This window comes from Streptomyces sp. NPDC107765 (assembly GCF_055657085.1).
Genome location: NZ_JBVKBL010000014.1, coordinates 157596 through 178084, shown reverse-complemented (window position 1 = coordinate 178084; position 20489 = coordinate 157596). Strand labels below are relative to the sequence as shown.

Sequence of the window (20489 nt, the reverse complement as noted above, 5' to 3'; positions counted from 1 at the left end):
GGTGGGTGCGGTGACGGTCCTGCGGGGCCTTGTTCGTGGACTGCTGACGCTTTACGTCCACGAACAAGGCCCCTCCGGCCCGTCCCCTCCCGTTGGGGGAGTGTGCGGGTGGGTGGGGGCGCGCGTCGTTGCCCGCGCACCTGGTGTCATGTGGTCTTGGGAATGCCTCGCCCCGCCCGGTTGGTTGTGGCCCCGCAGGGGGCCCTTGCGACCCTTACGGGTTCTGTTCGACCGTCCCGTAGGGGTTCCCAGGTCCCCTTGCATGCCCCAACGCCCGCCCCCACGCACCGCATTCCCATCCCCTCACGGGAGGGGACGAGCCGGAGGGGCCGGGGTGTGGGACGTAAAGCGTCAGCAGTCCCACACCCCGGCCCCGGAGGCCCGTCACCGCACCCGACACCCACCCAGCCCGCCGCAGGCGCAACGGCGACCAAGCCCCGCGGCGGGACGGCCAGCTATATGCGGGGCGCCGCAAAGCGCAACGGCGAACAAGCCCCGCGGCGGGACAGACGGGTACGTACGCGGCGCCGCAAAGCGCAACAGCGAGACGACCCGCGGCGCCGCAGACAGGTACGTGGGAATCAAGCCCCAAGGGCCCTCGCCAGGCGGGAGAAGAAGCGGCTGTGGGCGAGGCGGCTGCACGGCGCCTCCGGGTTCCACGGCAGGAGGCGTACGCGTGCCTCCAGTGCGCGCCAGTGCGCGTCGGCGCGCAGGGTCTCGGGGCGTGCCGCGTTGGCCCGGGCGTCGATGAGGATGATGTCGGGGGCCAGCCCGGCCGCCTCCGCCCAGCCGACCGTGGACCAGTTGATGCCCGCGCCGGTGGGCGGCTCGATCAGGTTCACGCCGTGCTCGGCGAGTGCGCGGAGGTCCGGCCAGGAGCTGGGGCGGGCCAGATGGACCCGCTCCGGGCCGGCGGGTGACAGGGCCAGGACCCGGGGGCGTTCCGGGCCGCCGGCCGCCTGCCGCAGGGCGTCCTCCGCGGCGTCCAACTCCCGTGCCAGGCCCAGTGGTTCGCCCTGACCGAGGGAGCCGGCCAGCGCCGCGAAGCGTTCGCGGACCTCGGCCAGGCTCCGGCCCGGGCCCACCGCGACGGTGGCGACCGGTACGTGCGCCTCCAGTTCCAGTGCGGTCTTCTGCTCCAGGCCGTAGAGCTGCTCGCCGTCGTACGTCACCGCCACCACGAGGTCCGGCTCCACCTCCAGCAGCGCGTCGGGGTGCAGCGCGGTGCCCGCGCCCAGGTAGGGGATCTCCGCCAGCGGCAGCTCACCGCCCTTGGCGGGGTCGGGGGCGGGGCCGTCGTGCTGCGACCCGAACAGGCCCACCGGGCGTATGCCGTGGTCCCACAGGGTCGCCCCGGCCTGTATGTACGTCACCAGCCGTGCCGGCCGCTGTCCGGCCACCACCAGGCGCCCCCGGTCGTCGGAGAACTCCCACGGTGTGCGCTGCTCCATGACCTGCCGCCCTTTCGGTGTCGTCCGCCCTGACGTGTGCCGCTCGCGAGGATTGCCCGCCGGCGTCGGCCGATACCTGCCCATCGCGCCACTTCCGCACCCCTCTGCGCCCGTCGCGGCCCGTGTGGACCGACCGGCCGATCGCCGGTGCAACACGAACCCGCCGCGCTGATCGAGCGTCACGGTATTGCCACGGATGGTGACATGCTTCTACGGTGTCTCCTTCTCGAGCGGAATCTACGGGTGTAGACCGGTCATGACATGGCGTCAGGCAGGCACGGGTAGACGGGCAGGGAGCTGACATGGTGAGCCGTACGGTCGTCCGGGGCGGACTGGTGATCACCGCCGCCGATGAGATCCACGCCGATGTCCTGGTGGAGGACGGGCGGATCGCCGCCCTCGCCGCCCATGGCAGTCCGACCGCCGACAGCTGGGCGGCCGCCGCCGACCGCACCCTGGACGCCACCGGCAAGTACGTCATCCCGGGCGGCGTGGACGCCCACACCCACCTGGACTTCCCCTTCGGCGGGACGGCCTCCTCGGACACCTTCGAGACCGGTACCCGCGCGGCGGCCTGGGGCGGCACCACCACCATCGTCGACTTCGCCGTCCAGTCCCGCGGCGCCTCGCTCCGCGCCGGCCTGGACACCTGGCACTCCAAGTCCGACGCCCAGTGCGCGATCGACTACGCGTTCCACATGATCCTCTCCGACGTCAACGAGCACACCCTCAAGGAGATGGACCTCCTGGTGGCCGAGGGCGTCACCTCGTTCAAGCTCTTCACCGCCTACCCGGGTGTCTTCTACAGCGACGACGGGCAGATCCTGCGCGCCATGCAGCGCTGCGCCGACAACGGCGGGCTGGTGATGATGCACGCCGAGAACGGCATCGCCATCGACGTGCTGGCCGAACAGGCGCTGGCCGCCGGCCGTACCGACCCGCGCTACCACGGCGAGGTCCGGCACGTCCTGCTGGAGGCCGAGGCCACCCACCGCACCATCCAGCTCGCCCGGGTCGCCGGCGCCCCGCTCTACGTCGTCCATGTCTCCGCCGAGGAGGCCGTCGCCGAGATCACCCAGGCCCGCGACAAGGGGCTGAACGTCTTCGGCGAGACCTGTCCGCAGTATCTGTTCCTGTCCACCGACAACCTCGCCGAGCCGGATTTCGAGGGCGCCAAGTACGTCTGCTCCACGCCGCTGCGGCCGCGCGAGCACCAGGCGGCGCTCTGGCGGGGCTTGCGCACCAACGACCTCCAGGTGGTCTCCACCGACCACTGCCCGTTCTGCTTCAAGGGCCAGAAGGAGCTCGGCCGCGGCGACTTCACCAAGATCCCCAACGGTATGCCGGGCATCGAGAACCGGATGGACCTCCTCCACCAGGGCGTCGTCGAGGGCCGGATCAGCCGCCGCCGCTGGATCGAGATCGCCTGCGCCACCCCGGCCCGGATGTTCGGCCTCTACCCGAAGAAGGGCACCATCGCCCCCGGCGCCGACGCCGACCTCGTCATCTACGACCCCGCGGCCGAGCAGACGGTCTCCGCCCGGACCCACCACATGAACGTCGACTACTCGGCCTACGAGGGCACACAGCTCACCGGGCGGGTCGAGACGGTCCTCTCGCGCGGCGAACTCGTCATCGACCGCCGGGAGTTCACCGGACACGCGGGCCACGGCCAGTACATCCCGCGTGGCACCTGCCAGTACCTCATCTAAGGAGCGCCGCCGTGGACTTCGGAGTTGTCCTGCAGGCCGACCCGCCCTCCTCCGCCCTCGTGTCCCTCATGCGGCGCGCCGAGCGCAACGGCTTCCGCTACGGCTGGACCTTCGACTCGGTCGTCCTGTGGCAGGAACCGTTCGTCCTCTACAGCCGCATCCTGGAACACACCGACCGGCTGATCGTCGGCCCGATGGTCACCAACCCCTCCACCCGTACCCCCGAGGTCACCGCCTCCACCTTCGCCACCCTCAACGAGATGTACGGCAACCGCACCGTCTGCGGCATCGGACGCGGCGACTCCGCGATGCGGGTGGCCGGCCGGCGGCCCAACACCCTGGCCCGGCTGGGCGAGGCGATCGGCATCATCCGCGACCTGGCCGAGGGCCGCGAGGCCGACCTCGGCGACGGCCACCGCGTCCGCATCCCGTGGATCCGGGGCGGCCGCCTCCCGGTCTGGATGGCCGCCTACGGCCCGAAGGCCCTGGCCATGGCGGGCCGGCTGGCCGACGGCTTCATCCTCCAGCTCGCCGACCCGTTCCTCACCGAGTGGATGATCAAGGCGGTACGCCAGGCCGCGGCGGACGCCGGCCGCGACCCGGCCGCCGTCACGATCTGCGTCGCCGCCCCCGCCTACGTGGGCGAGGACCTCGACCACGCCCGCGAGCAGTGCCGCTGGTTCGGCGGCATGGTCGGCAACCACGTCGCCGACCTCGTAGCCCGCTACGGCGAGCACTCCGGCATGGTCCCCGACGAGCTGACCGACTACATCAAGGCCCGCACGGGCTACGACTACGCCCACCACGGCCGCGCCGACAACCCCGACACCACCTTCGTCCCCGACGCCATCGTCGACCGCTTCTGCCTCCTCGGCCCGCCCGCCGCCCACCGCGACAAGCTCCGCGCACTCAAGGCCCTGGGCGTCGACCAGTTCGCCGTCTACGCCATGCACGACGCCAAGGAAGCCACCCTCGACGCCTACGGCACGGACATCATCCCGGCATTCACCGAGGCGTAGCGGGGGCCTCAGGGCATCCGGGCCGGCCACTGAGCCCCTCCCGCCGCCGCCCTACTCCCCCCGCTCCGCCAGCCCCGCCAGCAACCTCGGCAGGGCCGTCCCGATCGGCTCACGGACGATCTCGTCGGCGAGCGGGTCGTACGGCGTCGGCTCGGCGTTGACGATGATCAGCCGCGCTCCGTGCTCCGCCGCGACCCCGGCGAGCGAGGCCGCCGGCTGGACCTGGAGCGTGGTCCCGACGGCGATGAACACCTCGGCGGCCTTGGCCACGCCCAGCGCCGTCCCCAGCACCTGCGGATCCAGCCGCTCGCCGAACATCACCGTCGCCGACTTCAGGATCCCGCCGCACACCAGGCAGTCCGGATCGGGCTCACCGGCCGCCACCCGCGCCAGCGCGTCCGCCATCGACGACCGCGCATGGCACCGCGTACACGTCACCGCCCGCACCGTCCCGTGCAGCTCCAGCACCTTGCGCTCGGGCACCCCCGCGAGCTGGTGCAGCCCGTCCACGTTCTGCGTGATCACCCGCACCGGCGTCCCGGACCGCTCCAGCAGTGCCACCGCCTCGTGCGCCGCGTTCGGCTTCGCCCGGAACGCCGGACTCTCCCGCCGCATCTGCCACGACCGCCGCCGGATCTCCGGGTCGCTCATGTACGCGTCATACGTCACGAGCTTCTCGGCCTCCGGATCCCGCCGCCACAGCCCGTTCGGCCCCCGGTAATCAGGGATCCCCGAATCCGTGGAAATTCCCGCCCCGCTCAGAATCCCCACCAACACCCGCCGCGTCCGGCCCCCGTCCCCTGCACCACTGCTGCTCATGGGGCCGAGGGTACGCAGCGGGGGCGGTCATCGGCGAGGGAATTGGGGGTGGGGCGGGGCTGGTCCGGGTGCCGGCTTGAGGAGAGAGTGGGCGGGTACGGATCGGGGGCATCGGCGTGGGTGGGCTCTGGCCGGGTGTGGGGCGGAGCGGGTCCGCGGGACGTGGGAGAGACGAGGAGTTGCGGCGACGTGTTCAGCACCCGGCCCACGCTTCAGGGCACCTTCGGGATGGTCTCCAGTACGCACTGGCTGGCCTCGCAGTCGGCGATGGCGGTGCTGGAGGACGGCGGAAACGCCTTCGACGCGGCGGTGGCGGCCGGGTTCGTCCTGCATGTGGTCGAACCGCATCTGAACGGGCCCGCGGGCGAGGTGCCGATCCTGCTGGCGCCCGCCGGCGGGCCGGTGCGCGTGCTGTGCGGGCAGGGGCCGGCACCGGCCGGGGCGAGCGTGGCGCACTACACCTCGCTGGGGCTGGCGCTCGTTCCGGGCACCGGGCCGCTCGCCGCCGCCGTCCCCGGGGCGTTCGACGCCTGGATGCTGCTGCTGCGCGACCACGGCACCAAGTCGCTCGCCGAGGTCCTGCGGTACGCCATCGGTTACGCCGAGCACGGGCACCCCGCCGTCGAACGGATCGGCCGGACCGTCGAAACCGTCCGGGAACTCTTCGAGACGGAGTGGACGTCGTCCGCCGAGATCTACCTGCCCGGCGGGACGGCGCCCGCCCCGGGCGGTCTGCTCAGGAACCGCCCGCTGGCCGCCACCTGGCGGCGGCTCCTCGCGGAGGCCGAGGCCGCCTCGGCCGGGCGCGAGGCCCAGATTGACGCGGCCCGCCGTATCTGGCGCGAGGGCTTCATCGGCGCGGCGCTCGCCGACTTCGCGGCCCGCCCGGCCATGGACACCACCGGCGAACGGCACGCCGGCACCCTCACCGGCGACGACCTGGCCGCCTTCTCCGCCACCTACGAGGCGCCGGTCACCCATGACTGGCACGGCTGGACCGTGGCCAAGGCGGGCGGCTGGTCGCAGGGGCCCGCCTTCCTGCAGCAACTCGCCCTGCTCCCCGAGGAGTTGCCCGTCTACGGCAGTCCCGAGTACGTCCATCTGCTCATCGAGGGCTGCAAGCTGGCGATGGCGGACCGGGAAGCCTGGTACGGCGACGCGGACGAGGTGCCGCTCGCCACCCTGCTCGGCGAGGAGTACAACGCCGCCCGCCGCGCGCTCATCGGCGAGCACGCCTCGTACGAGCTGCGGCCCGGCAGCCCGGACGGCCGTACCCCGCGGATCGGCAAGCACGCCACGGCGGTGGCGGCCGGCGAGGACCGGTACGGCGGCCCGGCGGCTCCCGGGACGGTGAGCGGCCTCTCCGTGAGCGGGGCGGGCGAACCGACCGTAGGGGGCGGGGTGCTCGCGGACGTCGCGCCGGAGGTGGACCGCACGGGCGCCACCCGGGGCGACACCTGCCATCTCGACGTCGCCGACCGCTGGGGCAACCTCGTCTCCGCCACCCCTTCGGGCGGCTGGCTGCAGTCCAACCCCGTCGTCCCCGCCCTCGGCTTCCCGCTCGGCACCCGGTTGCAGATGGCCTGGCTGGAGGAGGGCCTGCCGAACTCGCTCACCCCGGGGCGCCGCCCCCGCACCACCCTCACTCCGTCCCTGGCGCTGCGCGACGGCGTGCCGGTGATGGCCTTCGGCACACCGGGCGGCGACCAGCAGGACCAGTGGCAACTGCATTTCTTCCTGGCGGTGGCCCTGCGTCCGGGGGTCCGCGGCGGCCTCGACCTGCAGGGCGCCATCGACGCCCCGAACTGGCACAACGACTCCTTCCCCGGGTCCTTCTTCCCGCGCGGGATGCGGCCGGGCAGCGTGACCGTGGAATCCCGGATCGGCACGGCGACGGTCGAGGCGCTGCGCCGGCGCGGCCATCTGGTCACGGTCGGCGACGCATGGTCCGAGGGGCGGCTGTGCGCGGTGGCGCGGGACCCGGAGACCGGGGTGCTGTCCGCGGCGGCGAACCCGCGCGGGATGCAGGGGTACGCGGTCGGGCGTTGAGCCCGCACCTGGCCGTACACCCCGCGGCACCGGGATTTCATCTTGCGGCCGGCTGCTGTGTCAGTGGCTCATGGTTCGATGGACACATGATCGAAGCACTTCGTACCCAAGAACCGGGAGACACCACGAACATCACCGATGCCGCTGCCGTCACGAACGTCACCGATGTCACCGATGTCGATGTGACCGATGTCGATGTGACCGATACCGGGATCACCGAGACCGGGGTCACCGGTGTCGCCGATGCGGCAGGCGCCCCCATGACCCTCTCACCGGACCTGTCCGGGCTGGACCTGGCGGCCGTCGGCGCCGCCATCCGCCGTGCCGCGGCCGACGAGATCATGCCCCGCTTCCGGCAGCTCGCCGTCGAGGACATCGTCGAGAAGAACGGCCCGCACGACCTCGTCACCACCGCCGACCGGCGCGCCGAGGAGCACCTGACCGTCGCCCTGACCGCCCTGCTGCCCGGCTCCCTCGTGGTCGGCGAGGAAGCGGTGCACGCCGACCCCGGCGTGCTCGACGCGCTGCACGGCGACGCCCCCGTCTGGATCGTCGACCCGGTCGACGGCACCCGCCAGTTCGTCCACGGCGACCCCGGCTTCGCCACCCTCGTCGCGCTCGCCCACCGCGGAGAGCTGCTCGCCTCCTGGACGTACGCCCCCGCGCTCGGCCTGATGGCCGTCGCCCGCCGCGGCGCCGGCGCCGAGCTGAACGGCGTCCCGCTGCGCACCGGTAGCCCCGCCCCGGACGCGATCCTGGACGTGGCGACGTCCCACCACGACTTCACCGACAACGACCAGAAGCGGGTGCTGGCCGCCCTCGACACCGGCGGGATCGCCCCCCGGCCCTGCGGTTCGGCCGGCCTGGAGTATCTGCACATCGCCCGCGGTGACCTCGACGCCACGGCCTTCAGCTGGGAGAACCCCTGGGACCACGCCGCCGGACTGCTGCTGGTCCACGAGGCGGGCGGCGCCAGCGGTACGGTCACCGGCCGGCCGTTCCGGATAACCGGCGGCAATGCGCTGCCCTTCACCGCGGCCCGGGACGCCGAAACCGCGCGGCGTATCCTCGGACTGCTGGCAGCCGCCAACTGATCCTCACCGACGAGGGTCGGACGTGAGGGGAGTGGCGCAGGTGCCGAGGATGCTCGATGCCGTCGTGATCGGGGCAGGACCCAACGGCCTGACGGCGGCCGCCGAACTGGCCCGGCGGGGAATGTCCGTCGAGGTCTTCGAGGCCCGCGACACCATCGGCGGCGGCGCCCGTACGGAGGAGCTGACACTCCCCGGTTTCCGCCACGACCCCTGCTCGGCGGTGCACCCGACCGGCGCCGGTTCGCCGGCCTTCAGGAAGATGCCGCTGGACCGCTACGGCCTGGAATGGGTGCACCCCGAGCTGCCGATGGCGCACCCGTTCCCGGACGGTACGGCCGCGGTGCTCGCGCACTCCGTCGGTGAGACCGCGATGTCGTTCGGCCCGCGCGACGCCGGCGCGTACCGCCGGCTGGTGGCGCCGTTCATCGGCAGGTGGGACGCGATGGCCCAGGACTTCCTGCGGACGCAGTGGCTCGGGCTCCCCTCCGACCCGCTGACCTACGCCCGCTTCGGCCTGGTCGCCGCGCAGCCGGTCACCCTCCTCAACCGCCGCTTCCAGGGCGAGAAGGCCCGCGCGCTGATGGCCGGCCTCGCGGCGCACGCCATCTCGCCGCTCGGCGGACCGGGCACGTCCGGCATCGCCCTGATGTTCGCGCTCGCCGCGCACGCCAACGGCTGGCCGGTGGCGCGCGGCGGCTCGCAGGCCATCTCCGACGCCCTGGCCGGTCTGCTGCGGGCGCACGGCGGGGCGGTGCACACCGACTTCGAGGTCAAGCGGCTGGACGACCTGCCGCCGGCCCGCGCCTACGTCTTCGACACCTCACCGACCGCGCTGGCCCGCATCGCCGGCCTGGGCAACGCCTACCGCGACGTCACGTACGGCCCCAGCGTCTTCAAGATCGATTACGCCATGGCGGAGCCGGTGCCCTGGACGGCTCCGGCCGCCCGCCGGGCCGGCACCGTCCACATCGGCCCCACCAGCACCGAGATCGACGCCGCGCTCAGCGCCGCCGTGCACGGCCAGGACCCGTCCGTCCCGTTCCTGATCACCGCGCAGCCCAGCCTGTTCGACGACACCCGCGCCCCCGAGGGCAAGCACGTCTTCTGGGCGTACGGGCACGTCCCCAACGGCTGGGAGGGCGACGCCACGGAGCTCGTCGAGCGGCAGATCGAACGTTTCGCCCCCGGTTTCCGCGACCTCGTGCTGGCCCGCGCGGTCGCCGGCCCGCCGGAGATCGCCGCCCGCAACGCCAATTACGTCGGCGGCGACACGGCCACCGGCTCCGCGGCCGGCCTGCGCCTGCTCATCCGTCCCAAGCTCGCCCGCATCCCCTACGAGACCGCCCACCCCGCGGTCTTCCTCTGCTCCCAGGCCACCCCGCCCGGCCCCGGCGTCCACGGCATGTCGGGCCACTACGCCGCCAAGGCGGTCTGGCGTCGCCTGCGCGCGAACCGCCGCTGACCCGAGCGGTTCCCGCGTCCTACGCTCGTCCCATGAGTTCCGACCGCGCCGCGGCCCACGCTCCCCGCCTCACCCTCGTCCAGGGCGACCTCACCGAACAGGCCGTCGACGCCGTGGTGAACGCCGCCAACTCCTCACTGCTGGGCGGCGGGGGAGTGGACGGCGCCATCCACCGGCGCGGCGGCCCGGACATCCTGGCCGAGTGCCGCGCCCTGCGCGCCTCCCGCTACGGCCGCGGCCTGCCCACCGGCCAGGCCGTCGCCACCACCGCCGGCCGACTGCCCGCCCGCTGGGTCATCCACACCGTCGGCCCGGTCCACTCCACGACCGAGGACCGCAGCGACCTGCTGGCCTCCTGCCACCGCGAAGCGCTCCGGGTGGCCGACGAACTGGGCGCCCGCACGGTCGCCTTCCCGGCCATCTCCACCGGCGTCTACGGATGGCCGCTGGACGACGCCGCGCGGATCGCGGTGGAGGCGGTGCGGTCGGCGGAAACGGCCGTCGAGGAGGTCCGGTTCGTGCTCTTCGACGAACGGGCGTATGCGGCGTTCGCGGCGCAGGTGCGCTGACCGGATACGGGAGGGCCGGAACGGCGGCCTCCTACCGGTGCCTTGCAAGGCGGTCGGAGTGCATCGCATGTCCCACATTGCGCGTATTTTCCGTGTTGCGCGTTTGTGACCTTCTGGGGTGGCGTCGTCCCGTGTCGCGGTCGTAGCGTGGCGGGGAAAGAGCACGACCGCCCCGCGGGAACACCGGCCCCCGAGTGCCGGGCCTCGCGTCGCAGCCGGTGCGTACGCATACGAAGCGGTTGAGGAGCGGGTATGCGAGCTCAGCGTGCGAAAACAGCATTTCTGGTCTGTGCCGGGGCAGCACTCGCGGTGGCCGGCGTATCGGCGCCGGTCTCCGCCTCTTCGGCACGACAGGCGCGGCCCGGTGCGGCGGTCGTCGACTGCGCCGAGAAACCACAGGTCCGCCCGGGCACCTTCATGCTCGCGTGCGGCGACGGCAACAACGTCCTTACGTCGCTTCGCTGGTCGCATTGGCAGCCGCAGTCGGCGGTCGCCGAGGGGCGGGACATGGTCAACGACTGCCGCCCCTACTGCGCGGCGGGCCACTTCCACAGCTACCGCGTCCGGGTGCGCCTCGACGCACCGCAGCACCGCCCGGGCCACCCCGGCCAGTGGCACTACACCCGGATCACCCTGACCTACCCCGCCGACCGGCCGGCGGGCACTCCTCGCGTCGTCACTACGCGACTCTGGAATTGACGGTACATCAGGTCTCGCTGCGGCGCTGCGCGATGGGCATTCCTGCCGTGGCCAGACGGGTTCTCCTGCCGCCTCCATCGGGACGCGTACATGCCGTCCTTGCCCCTGTGCGGTGACCACCGCGGCGTGATCCGTCGCCCCGTGGCGGACAGTCAACTCCGTCTTTAGCGTGACGCCATGCGCCCCTTGAGCGACCGCTGTCCGCCCATCGAGTATCCGCCCATCGAGCCGTACGACGCCGGGATGCTCGACGTCGGCGACGGCAACCTCGTGTACTGGGAGGCGTGCGGCAACCCACGGGGGAAACCCGCACTGGTCGTCCACGGTGGGCCCGGTTCGGGGTGTAAGGCCCGGGCGCGCCGGTACTTCGACCCGGACCGCTATCGGGTGGTGCTCTTCGACCAGCGGGGGTGCGGCCGTTCCACCCCGCATGCCGGCGACCCCGCGACGGACCTGCGGCACAACACCACCCCGCATCTGCTCGCCGACATGGAACGGCTCCGCCGGCACCTGGGCATCGAGCGCTGGCTGCTGTTCGGCGGGTCATCGGGTTCCACGCTGATCCTGGCGTACGCGCAACGGCACCCGGAGCGGGTCTCGGAGATCGTCATCCCGGGCGTCACCACGACCCGGCGCTCGGAGATCGACTGGCTGTACCGGGGGGCCGGCCGCTTCTTCCCCGAGGCGTGGGAACGCTTCCGGGACGGGGCGGCGCGAGGACGGCCGGTGCGTGCGGAGGGTGCGCGTGCGGGTGCCGGGGCCGGAGACCTGGTCGCGGCGTATGCGCGGCTGATGGACGATCCCGATCAGGCCGTACGGGAGCGGGCCGCCGCGGACTGGTGTGCCTGGGAGGACGCGGTGCTCTCCATGGAACCGCACGGCTCCGCCCACCCCTACGGGGACCGGCCGTCGACGGCGCGGCTGGCGCTGGTCCGGATCTGCGCGCACTACTTCTCGCACGGTGCGTGGCTGGAGGAGGGGGTCCTGCTGCGCGAGGCGGGGCGGCTCGCGGGCATCCCCGGGGTGCTCATCCACGGCCGCCAGGACCTGAGCAGTCCGCTCGACACCGCCTGGGAGCTGTCCCGGACCTGGACCGACGCCCGGCTGATCGTGATCGATGACGCCGGGCACAAGGGGAGCGGGCGGACCCGCGCCGAGGTGATCGGGGCGCTGGACCGTTTCGCGCGGTAAGGCTCGATCGCCTCGCGTGGTGCAAGGAGGAGTCGGAGGAGCCGGCGGAACCGGCGGTACGAGTTCCGCGTACCGGCGCCGCCACCGGCAGGGTGATCCGCACCGGACCTGGTAGCCCGACGTTGATGTCGGATTTCCGCCAGCCCGGCCCTCCTCGTTGCGGAATCCTGGAGGCATGCACACCGACACCGGGCGCTGTGTGCGCGCCGTGCAGTCCAAGGACGCCCGCTTCGACGGGTGGTTCTACACGGCCGTGCTCACCACCCGCATCTATTGCCGGCCCAGCTGTCCCGTGGTGCCGCCCAAGCCCCGGAACATGCGCTTCTACCCGAGCGCGGCCGCGGCGCAGCAGGCCGGTTTCCGGGCCTGCAAGCGGTGCCGGCCGGATGCCAGCCCGGGGTCGCCGCAGTGGGACGAGCGGGCCGACCTCGTCGCCCGCGCCATGCGGCTGATCGCCGACGGCATCGTCGACCGCGAGGGCGTCCCCGGCCTCGCCTCCCGGCTCGGATACAGCACCCGGCAGATCGAACGCCAGCTGCTCGCCGAACTCGGGGCCGGCCCCCTCGCCCTGGCCCGGGCCCAGCGGGCGCAGACCGCCCGGCTGCTGGTGGAGACGACGCAGCTGCCGATGGCCTTGGTCGCCTTCGCCGCCGGGTTCGCCAGCATCCGCAGCTTCAACGAGACGGTCCGGGAGGTCTTCGCGCTCGCGCCGACCGAACTGCGGCAGCGCGCCCGGCCGGACCGCCGGGCGGTCGTCCCGGGCACGCTCGCGCTGCGGCTGCCGTTCCGCCGGCCGCTCAACCCCGACAACCTCTTCGGTCACCTCGCCGCCACCGCCGTACCGGGAGTCGAGGAGTGGCGCGACGGTGCCTACCGCCGCACCCTGCGCCTCCCCTACGGACACGGCATCGTCGCCCTCGCGCCCCGCCCCGACCACATCGACTGCCGGCTCGCCCTCACCGATCTGCGCGATCTGGCCGGCGCCATCGCCCGCTGCCGCCGGCTGCTCGACCTCGACGCGGACCCGGAGGCCGTCGACGGGCTGCTGCGCGAGGACCCGGGGCTGGCGCCGCTGGTCGACAAGGCGCCCGGCCGCAGGGTCCCGCGGACCGTCGACGCCGATGAGTTCGCCGTCCGGGCGGTCCTCGGGCAGCAGGTCTCCACCGCGGCCGCCCGTACGCACGCCGGACGACTGGTCCGCGCGCACGGCACCCCGGTCGAGGACCCGGGCGGCGGCCTGACCCACCTCTTCCCGTCCGCCACCGCGCTCGCCGGACTGGACCCGGAGACGCTGGCCATGCCGCGGACCCGACGGGCCACCCTCCTCGGCGTCATCGGCGCGCTCGCCTCCGGGGAGCTGCAACTCGGGGTGGGCAGCGACCGCGAGGAGGCTCGCACCCGGCTCGCCGCGCTGCCCGGCGTCGGCCCCTGGACCGTCGAGTGCATCGCCATGCGCGCGCTCGGCGATCCGGACGCCTTCACCCCCACCGACCTCGGCCTGCGCCGCGCGGCCGCCGGTCTGGGCCTGCCGCACACCCCGGCCGCCCTCATCCGGCACTCCGCGATCTGGCGGCCCTGGCGGGCTTACGCCGTCCAGTACCTCTGGGCCACCGACGACCACCCCATCAACCACCTCCCCACGAACTGAGCCCGCTGCCATGACTGCCATGACCGTGCCCGCCCCCGCGCCCGACGCGCCCCTCACCCACACCGTCCTCGACGACACCCCGGTGGGCCCGCTCACCCTCGTCGCCGCCGGCGACGCCCTCACCGGCCTCTACATGACCGACCAGCGGCACCGCCCGCCCCAGGAGACCTTCGGCGCGCCGGCGGACCCCGACGACCCGCCGTTCGCCGCGGCCGCCACCCAGCTCCGCGCGTACTTCCGCGGCGAGTTGACCACCTTCGACCTGCCGCTGTCGCTGCGCGGCACGCCCTTCCAGCGGCGCGTCTGGGCGGCGCTGTGCACGATCCCGTACGGGGAAACCCGGACGTACGGGCAACTCGCCGCGCTGCTCGGCACGCCCGGCGCGGCCCGCGCGGTCGGCCTGGCCAACGGCCGCAACCCGGTCGGCATCATCGTCCCCTGCCACCGCGTGGTCGGCGCCGACGGCAGTCTGACCGGCTACGGCGGCGGCCTGGACCGCAAGCGACGACTGCTGACCTTCGAACGGGAGAAGGAGGGCCATTTCCCGGCGGAGGAGGCGCTCTTCCCAGCGGAGGAGGGCCTCTTCCCGGAGGAGGAAGGGCTCTTCCCGGCGCAGGAGTGCGGCTGACAGGGGCTTCGGCGGGCTGGGGAGGGGGAGGGGGACGGGGCCCCTTAGGGGGCGGACGAACAGATCCCGTAGGGGACGCGGGCGCCCCTTGCAGGCCACAACGCGGCGGGGGTGCGGCGAATTCCCGTGCGGCGGGTGCGAGATGAGCGCAAAGCCGCTGCCGCACCCGCGAGTCTCCGGTGCCCCTGCGGTCCCTACCGCGTGACCGGGGGGCGGAGTCCGTCGAGCAGGGCGCGGACGGTTTCGGTCGCGAACTCCCGCTCGTCCTCGGGGAGCAGGGCGCCGGCGGGGGCCTTGGCGTCGAAGAACAGGTCGAGGAAGGCGCGGTGGAAGCAGGCGCCGATGAGCAGTGTGGCGGCCGCGTGCGGGTCGATGCCGGGGGCGATCCGGCCCAGCTTCTGTTCGGCCGTCAGATAGGCGGCCAGGTGCTGGACGGCGTTCTGCGGCCCGTCGGTGCCCAGTTCGTCCAGCTTGCGCCGGTGGGTGTCCAGCAGCTCGGGGCTGGCGAAGAGCGAGGCGGCGATGGGGAACGAGCGCCGGTAGAAGCGCAGGGCCGTCAGCGCCACTTCCTCCAGATGCCGGGCCGGGCCGCCCTCGTCGCCGACGGCGTCCGGCAGCCGCCGCAGCGCGTCCGAGAACCGCGGTGCGCGCTCGTGCAGCACCCGCACGAAGATCTCTTCCTTGTTGCGGAAGTGCTTGTAGAGCGCCGCCTCGGAGCAGCCGGCCTCCCGGGCGATCTGCTTCGTCGTCGTACGGGTCAGGCCCACGGTCGTCATCAGCGCGGCGGCGGCGTCGAGGATGCGGGAGCGCGTCAGTGCGCCTCCGGTCAGCGGAGCGGCGGCGTCGGAGGTCATGGGCAGAGCTTACCTTGACAGGTGGGTGAATACTCACTCACTCTGGTTGGTGAGCGCTCACTCACCCTGCTCCTCTCGCTCCATCCCGGGCGGGCGTGGTGGGCGTTCGCCCTGCTCATTCCGGTTCTCCGCTCGTTCCGCGGCCCAGCTCGTCCCGGGAGGGACCATGAAACTCACCATCCTCGGCGCGTCCGGCGGCGTCGGCCGGCAGCTCGTCACCCACGCCCTGGCCGACGGCCACCAGGTGACCGCCGCGCTGCGCAGCCCGGAGAAGCTGACCGAACGCCACGAGCGGCTGACGGTCGTCCGCACCGACCCGTTGGACCCCGCCTCCGTCAAGGCCGTGGTCGACGGCGCCGACGCGGTGCTCTCCGGCATCGGCCAGGGCGGCCGGCACGATCCGCTGCGCCCGGCGTCCACCTCGGCCCGGGCCGTGGTCGAGGCGATGACCGCCACCGGCGTACGGCGGCTCCTGGTGGTCAGCGCGGGCCCGCTCAACCGCACCGGCGCCGGTCAGCCGTTCCTCAGCCACCGGGTGTTCGGGCCCCTGCTGTGGGCGGCCCTCAAGGAGGTCTACACCGACCTGACGCGGATGGAGGCGGTGCTGCGCGACAGCGGCCTCGACTGGACCGCGGTCCGCCCGCCCCGACTGCTCGACCGCCCCGGCGAGGGCCGCTACCGCCATGCCGTGGAGGCCGGACCGGCCGGTTCCGTCATCGCCCGCGCCGACGTGGCCCGGGCCATGCTCGACTTCGTCACCGACCCCCGCACCTACGGCCACGCGGTCGGCGTCAGCCGCTGACCGCGGCCCCGCTACGGCGGACCGTCACCCCAGGGACGGCGCGGCGGCCACGCACCGTCCCCCCGCGCCCCGAAGCCGCCACCCCGACCCCGCCCCGCAGCCTCGTCCCCGCACCCCTCACCCGCGCCCCGGAGCCGTCGCCCCCACCACGGCCCGTACCTCGTCCACCAGCCGCTGTGCCTCCTCCAGTGAGCCGCGGAGTTCCGCTTCCGTGTGGCCGGGGTGGGCGAGCAGGGCGGTGGCGCGGGGGGCGAAATCGGGTGGGGTGTCCGGCAGGGCCGCGGCGGCGGCGAGGGCGCCCTTCTCGTTGAGGCACCAGGCGCCGTGGTGCGCGTACAGGGCCTGGACGAGCTGACCGACGGCCCGGGACAGACACAGGGCCGCGTGCAGCACGTCCTGCGCCGCGGACGACTTGCCCGCCATCGCCACCGAGAAGCCGGCGTCCCAAACCGCCGTGGCGGTCAGGGACGTACGCAGCGCGGGAGGGTAGGCGCGGGTCTCCTCCTTGAGACCGGACAGCTCCCCGTCGGTGTCGGCGAGCACCCGGCCCAGCGCCACCTCGCCCGGGTACGCGGGCGACCAGAAACCGAGCGGATGACCGGCCTGCGTCCCGGTCTCGAAGCGGCCCGCCCGGCAGTCCTCCCAGACCCGCCGCACCCGGTCGAGGTCGCGCAGGATCCAGTCCACATGGCGGCCGTCGGGCAGTACGAGCCAGGCCCCGCCGTTCACCCACGGCCCCCAGGCCCCCGGCCCGAACACCTCGACCGGCCCGCCGGCCACCTCGGCGGCCAGCGCCTCCAGCGCCTGCAAATCCGGCTCGCCCCGGTAGTACACCCCCAGGTCCCAGTCGGAGTCCGCCCGGTGCGTCCCCCGCGCCCGGCTCCCCCCGAGCATCACCCCGACAACTCCCGACACCTGCGCGATCCTGGCGGCGATCTCTTCCATGCCGGCCACCCTAGATACCCGGGCGGCCGGCGATCACGTCATTTTCGGGCGGCGAACGCTCCCGCGGGCGGGACGCCGTCCTCCAGCTCCACCGGGCCGCAGCCGTCCGCGAGGGCCTTCAGGGCGGCGCCGATGCGCAGGGCCATCTCCTGGCTGACCAGGGTCCGGGCCTCCTCCCAGTCGACCAGGCGCCAGGACAGCAGCTCCTCCTCCTGGAGCCGGATCGCGGCGAACCGGTCCGCGTCCAGCACCCCGCCGTCGAAGAGGTACGACACCAGCGGCGGCCGCCCCTGCCCGCGGACCCAGTCGACCGCGAGCAGCGGGCCCAGCTCCACGTCCAGGCCGATCTCCTCGGCGGTCTCGCGGCGGGCGGCCTGGCGCGGCGACTCGCCGTCGTCCGACTCGACGGTGCCGCCCGGCAGGATCCAGGTGTCGCGGTAGTTGGGCTCCACGAGCAGGATGCGGCCCTGCGCGTCACGGAAGAGGGCGCCGGCGCCCGCGAGCACGCGGGGCAGGCCGGCGATGTAGGTGGCGTAGTCCAAGGTCGTCACGGGCGCGAGCCTAGAGCCTGCCCGGGGGATCTTCGAGGCGCATTCCGGGGCGCTCGAAGCGTCCGCGTACCGGAGTGCCCTGTTCGCAGCGCCGCGCGCCGGATAAGGTCGCAGCGGCGCGACTGCCAGTTCGAAAGCAAGGGGAAACACGGTGGCGGACGCAGCAAGGACACACACAGCACATGTGCTGATCGCCGCGGACAAGTTCAAGGGTTCGCTCACGGCCGTCGAGGTCGCCGAGCACGTCACGGCCGGTCTGCGGCGCGTGGTCCCCGGTCTGGACGTGGCGGCCGTCCCGGTCGCCGACGGTGGTGACGGGACCGTCGCCGCGGCGCTCGCGGCCGGCTTCAGCCGCCACGAGGCGCGGGTCACCGGCCCCACCGGCCAGCCCGTGACGGCCACCTTCGCGCTGCGCGCGGACGGCACCGCGGTGGTGGAGATGGCGGAGGCGTCCGGCCTCCAGCACCTCCCCGAGGGCGTCTTCGCCCCCCTGGCGGCCACTACCTACGGCACCGGGGAACTGCTGCTCGCGGCCCTGGACGCGGGGGCGACCACGATCGTCTTCGGCGTCGGCGGCAGCGCCACGACCGACGGCGGCGCGGGCATGCTCGCGGCGCTGGGCGCCCGGTTCCTGGACGCGGACGGCAATCCGGTGGCCCCCGGCGGCGGACCGCTGCGCGAGCTGGTCACGGCCGACCTGTCGGGCCTGGACCCCCGGCTGGCCGGTACGGAGGTCGTGCTCGCCAGCGACGTGGACAATCCGCTCACCGGCCCCAAGGGCGCTCCGGCGGTCTACGGCCCGCAGAAGGGCGCGAGTGAGCAGGACGTCGCCACGCTGGACGCGGCGCTCGCGCACTACGCCGAGGTGCTGGAGCGGGCCGTCGGACCGAAGGCCGCCGAGTACGCGCTGGCGCCCGGCGCGGGCGCGGCCGGCGGGATCGGCTACGGCGCGCTGGTCGGTCTGGACGCGACGTTCCGGGCCGGGATCGACGTGATGCTGGAGGTGCTCGGCTTCGCGCCGGCGCTGGCCCGCGCCACGTTCGTGATCACCGGCGAGGGCTCGCTGGACGAGCAGACGCTGCACGGCAAGGCCCCGGCCGGTGTCGCCGCCGCGGCCCGGGCGGCGGGCCTGGACGTGGTCGCGGTCTGCGGCCGGCTCCAGCTGCCGCCGGAGGCCCTCACCCGGGCCGGTATCCGGCGTGCGTACGCGCTGACCGACCTGGAGTCCGACCCGGCCCGCTGCATGGCCGAGGCGGGCCCGCTGCTGGAGCGGGCGGCTGAGAACCTCGCCCGAGACTTCCTGGTCTGACCTGCGGAGCGCGAGAACGCCGGGAGCCCCGGGCGAGTCGTTCGCCCGGGGCTCCCGGCGTTCTGTGCGAAGGTGCCGCCCCGCTAGGGGAGCTGCGCGGCCCGCGACTCGGCGCGGGACTCGCGGCGATTGTCGCGGAAGGTGTTGACCCGGCGGGCCGTGGCGAACACCGGGATCATGGCGCCCAGGACGATCTGCAGCGAGCAGCCGGTCTGCAGCAGCAGCTGGCCGCCGGGCGCGTCCAGCGCCCAGGCCGCGAGCATGCCCATGCTGAGCACGATCCAGCTGAGCATCGCCACCGCGAGCCGGCCCCGCGGCTTGGGGTACTCGACCCGGCTCACCATCAGCCAGGCCACCCCGATGATCGCCAGCAGCGTCGGCAGGAACGGCAGCTCCAGCAGCACGATGGCGACGACGGTCAGCGCGCCGAACGGGCTCGGCATGCCTTGGAAGATGCCGTCACGCAGGGTGACGCAGGAGAACCGCGCGAGCCGCAGCACCACCGCCAGCAGCACCACCACCGCCGCGACGACCGACACCCGCTGGTGCGCGTCCTGGGCGACCATGCCCCAGGTCACGACGAAGTAAGCGGGTGCCAGGCCGAAGCTGATCAGGTCGGAGAGGTTGTCGAGCTCGGCCCCCATCGCCGAGGCCCGCAGCTTGCGCGCCACCAGCCCGTCGAAGAGGTCGAAGACCGACGCGAACAGCATCAGGATCACGGCCATGGCCGCGCTGTGCCGGGCCATCCCGCCGTCCTCGGTCCCCGTGAGGTGCGGGATGAGCACGCCGGTGGTGGTGAAGTACACCGCCATGAAGCCGCAGATGGCGTTGCCGAGGGTGAGGGTGTCCGCTATTGACAGCCGCGTCGACAGCGGCATGTCGTCCTCGTCCTCGTCCGTCTCGGGCGCCCAGCCCGCCTGCGTCTCGGGATCAATCACGGTCAAGACGTGTCACCCCCGCGGTGGTGGCCTGGCCGACCTCGACCGCGACCTCGACGCCCTCCGGGAGGTAGACGTCGACGCGCGAGCCGAAGCGGATCAGCCCGATCCGCTCGCCCTGCTCCACCTTGGTGCCCTGGGGCACGTAGGGGACGATGCGGCGGGCCACCGCGCCGGCGATCTGCACCATCTCGATGTCGCCGAGCTCGGTGTCGAAGTGCCAGACGACCCGCTCGTTGTTCTCGCTCTCCTTGTTGAACGCCGGAACGAACCCGCCGGGGATGTGCTCCACGGACGTCACCGTGCCGGCCAGCGGCGCGCGGTTGACGTGGACGTTCAGCGGGCTCATGAAGATCGCGACGCGGGTGCGCCCGTCCTTCCACGGCATGATGCTCTGCACCACGCCGTCGGCCGGGGAAATCACGCGGCCCTGGGCGATCTCCCGCTCCGGGTCGCGGAAGAACCACAGCATGCCCGCCGCCAGTGCGGTGGTGGGCACGGCAACAGCGGCCCAGCGGCCCGACCGGCGGGACCGGGCGAGGCTGACCGCCGCCGTGGCAACGGTCGGCAGGAGCCACGGCGACGCTCCGCGCGCGAGGCGGACGCGACCGCGTTGTGCAGAGGATTGGCTGTGGGGCATGGATGACCTTCGTAGCGGAGGATGCCGCGTAGGGATACGGGGGACGGCGGCTTTCCCGGATGCTATCGGTTGCGAGCGGCAACTGGCCAAGAGCCAGAGCCAATCCGTG

The 20489-nt window shown here is 73.5% G+C and carries 19 protein-coding genes; 12 read left to right on the top strand and 7 right to left on the bottom strand.

Annotated elements, in window-relative coordinates; all coding sequences use genetic code 11:
• Nucleotides 1–581: 581 nt before the first annotated feature.
• Nucleotides 582–1451, bottom strand: a complete 870-nt coding sequence (locus ACZ7MX_RS30010; protein ID WP_472136522.1) for an ABC transporter substrate-binding protein — start codon at nt 1449–1451, stop codon at nt 582–584.
• A gap of 302 nt (nt 1452–1753) precedes the next feature.
• Here ACZ7MX_RS30010 and hydA point away from each other — a divergent pair, with 302 nt between their 5' ends.
• Together hydA and ACZ7MX_RS30000 are read left to right on the top strand one after the other, a co-directional pair.
• A complete protein-coding gene (hydA, locus tag ACZ7MX_RS30005) occupies nt 1754–3163 on the top strand; it encodes a dihydropyrimidinase (protein ID WP_472136520.1) in 1410 nt (469 codons plus the stop codon).
• 11 nt (nt 3164–3174) lie between these two features.
• Nucleotides 3175–4182 carry a TIGR03842 family LLM class F420-dependent oxidoreductase gene (locus tag ACZ7MX_RS30000; protein ID WP_472136518.1) on the top strand — a complete coding sequence of 336 codons (1008 nt, stop codon included), beginning with the start codon at nt 3175–3177 and terminating at the stop codon, nt 4180–4182.
• A 51-nt stretch (nt 4183–4233) separates the two neighbouring features.
• Here the strand turns inward: ACZ7MX_RS30000 and ACZ7MX_RS29995 are convergent, their stop codons facing one another.
• Nucleotides 4234–5001, bottom strand: a complete 768-nt coding sequence (locus ACZ7MX_RS29995; RefSeq protein ID WP_472136516.1) for an SIR2 family NAD-dependent protein deacylase — start codon at nt 4999–5001, stop codon at nt 4234–4236.
• 189 nt (nt 5002–5190) lie between these two features.
• Here ACZ7MX_RS29995 and ACZ7MX_RS29990 point away from each other — a divergent pair, with 189 nt between their 5' ends.
• From ACZ7MX_RS29990 to ACZ7MX_RS29955, 8 genes are all read left to right on the top strand, one after another.
• Nucleotides 5191–7050, top strand: a complete 1860-nt coding sequence (locus ACZ7MX_RS29990) for a gamma-glutamyltransferase family protein (protein ID WP_472136515.1) — start codon at nt 5191–5193, stop codon at nt 7048–7050.
• A 260-nt stretch (nt 7051–7310) separates the two neighbouring features.
• The gene (locus ACZ7MX_RS29985; protein ID WP_472136673.1) at nt 7311–8144 is read left to right on the top strand and encodes an inositol monophosphatase family protein; all 834 of its coding nucleotides are present in this window, start codon (nt 7311–7313) and stop codon (nt 8142–8144) included.
• A gap of 40 nt (nt 8145–8184) precedes the next feature.
• Nucleotides 8185–9606, top strand: a complete 1422-nt coding sequence (locus ACZ7MX_RS29980; protein WP_472136513.1) for a phytoene desaturase family protein — start codon at nt 8185–8187, stop codon at nt 9604–9606.
• A 32-nt stretch (nt 9607–9638) separates the two neighbouring features.
• Entirely contained in the window at nt 9639–10175 is a 537-nt protein-coding gene (locus ACZ7MX_RS29975) for an O-acetyl-ADP-ribose deacetylase (protein WP_472136512.1), read from the top strand.
• A gap of 252 nt (nt 10176–10427) precedes the next feature.
• A complete protein-coding gene (locus ACZ7MX_RS29970; protein WP_472136510.1) occupies nt 10428–10874 on the top strand; it encodes a hypothetical protein in 447 nt (148 codons plus the stop codon).
• 177 nt (nt 10875–11051) lie between these two features.
• On the top strand, nt 11052–12065 hold the full coding sequence (gene pip / locus ACZ7MX_RS29965; RefSeq protein ID WP_472136509.1) for a prolyl aminopeptidase: 1014 nt from the start codon (nt 11052–11054) through the stop codon (nt 12063–12065).
• A gap of 175 nt (nt 12066–12240) precedes the next feature.
• On the top strand, nt 12241–13713 hold the full coding sequence (locus ACZ7MX_RS29960; RefSeq protein ID WP_472136507.1) for an AlkA N-terminal domain-containing protein: 1473 nt from the start codon (nt 12241–12243) through the stop codon (nt 13711–13713).
• 19 nt (nt 13714–13732) lie between these two features.
• Nucleotides 13733–14341: a methylated-DNA--[protein]-cysteine S-methyltransferase gene (locus tag ACZ7MX_RS29955; protein ID WP_472136671.1), complete on the top strand. Its 609-nt coding sequence runs from the start codon at nt 13733–13735 to the stop codon at nt 14339–14341.
• A gap of 194 nt (nt 14342–14535) precedes the next feature.
• On the opposite strand, the gene ACZ7MX_RS29950 is transcribed toward ACZ7MX_RS29955, so the two are convergent.
• Nucleotides 14536–15195 (bottom strand): TetR/AcrR family transcriptional regulator, encoded by a 660-nt coding sequence (locus ACZ7MX_RS29950; protein ID WP_472136505.1) that lies wholly within the window; start codon nt 15193–15195, stop codon nt 14536–14538.
• 166 nt (nt 15196–15361) lie between these two features.
• Between ACZ7MX_RS29950 and ACZ7MX_RS29945 the strand changes: the two genes are divergently transcribed.
• Nucleotides 15362–15997, top strand: coding sequence for an NAD(P)-dependent oxidoreductase (locus tag ACZ7MX_RS29945; protein WP_472136504.1), 636 nt, complete (start codon nt 15362–15364; stop codon nt 15995–15997).
• A gap of 117 nt (nt 15998–16114) precedes the next feature.
• On the opposite strand, the gene ACZ7MX_RS29940 is transcribed toward ACZ7MX_RS29945, so the two are convergent.
• Complete coding sequence (locus ACZ7MX_RS29940) at nt 16115–16942, bottom strand: nucleotidyltransferase domain-containing protein (RefSeq protein ID WP_472136502.1); 828 nt, start codon at nt 16940–16942, stop codon at nt 16115–16117.
• 38 nt (nt 16943–16980) lie between these two features.
• Nucleotides 16981–17493 (bottom strand): NUDIX domain-containing protein, encoded by a 513-nt coding sequence (locus ACZ7MX_RS29935; protein ID WP_472136500.1) that lies wholly within the window; start codon nt 17491–17493, stop codon nt 16981–16983.
• Between the two features lie 184 nt (nt 17494–17677).
• Here ACZ7MX_RS29935 and ACZ7MX_RS29930 point away from each other — a divergent pair, with 184 nt between their 5' ends.
• The gene (locus tag ACZ7MX_RS29930; protein ID WP_472136669.1) at nt 17678–18802 is read left to right on the top strand and encodes a glycerate kinase; all 1125 of its coding nucleotides are present in this window, start codon (nt 17678–17680) and stop codon (nt 18800–18802) included.
• Between the two features lie 83 nt (nt 18803–18885).
• On the opposite strand, the gene pssA is transcribed toward ACZ7MX_RS29930, so the two are convergent.
• Nucleotides 18886–19746 (bottom strand): CDP-diacylglycerol--serine O-phosphatidyltransferase, encoded by an 861-nt coding sequence (gene pssA, locus ACZ7MX_RS29925; protein WP_030412971.1) that lies wholly within the window; start codon nt 19744–19746, stop codon nt 18886–18888.
• Nucleotides 19733–20380: a phosphatidylserine decarboxylase gene (locus ACZ7MX_RS29920; RefSeq protein ID WP_030807016.1), complete on the bottom strand. Its 648-nt coding sequence runs from the start codon at nt 20378–20380 to the stop codon at nt 19733–19735. The genes pssA and ACZ7MX_RS29920 overlap by 14 nt, the downstream gene beginning before the upstream one ends.
• Nucleotides 20381–20489 lie beyond the last annotated feature (109 nt).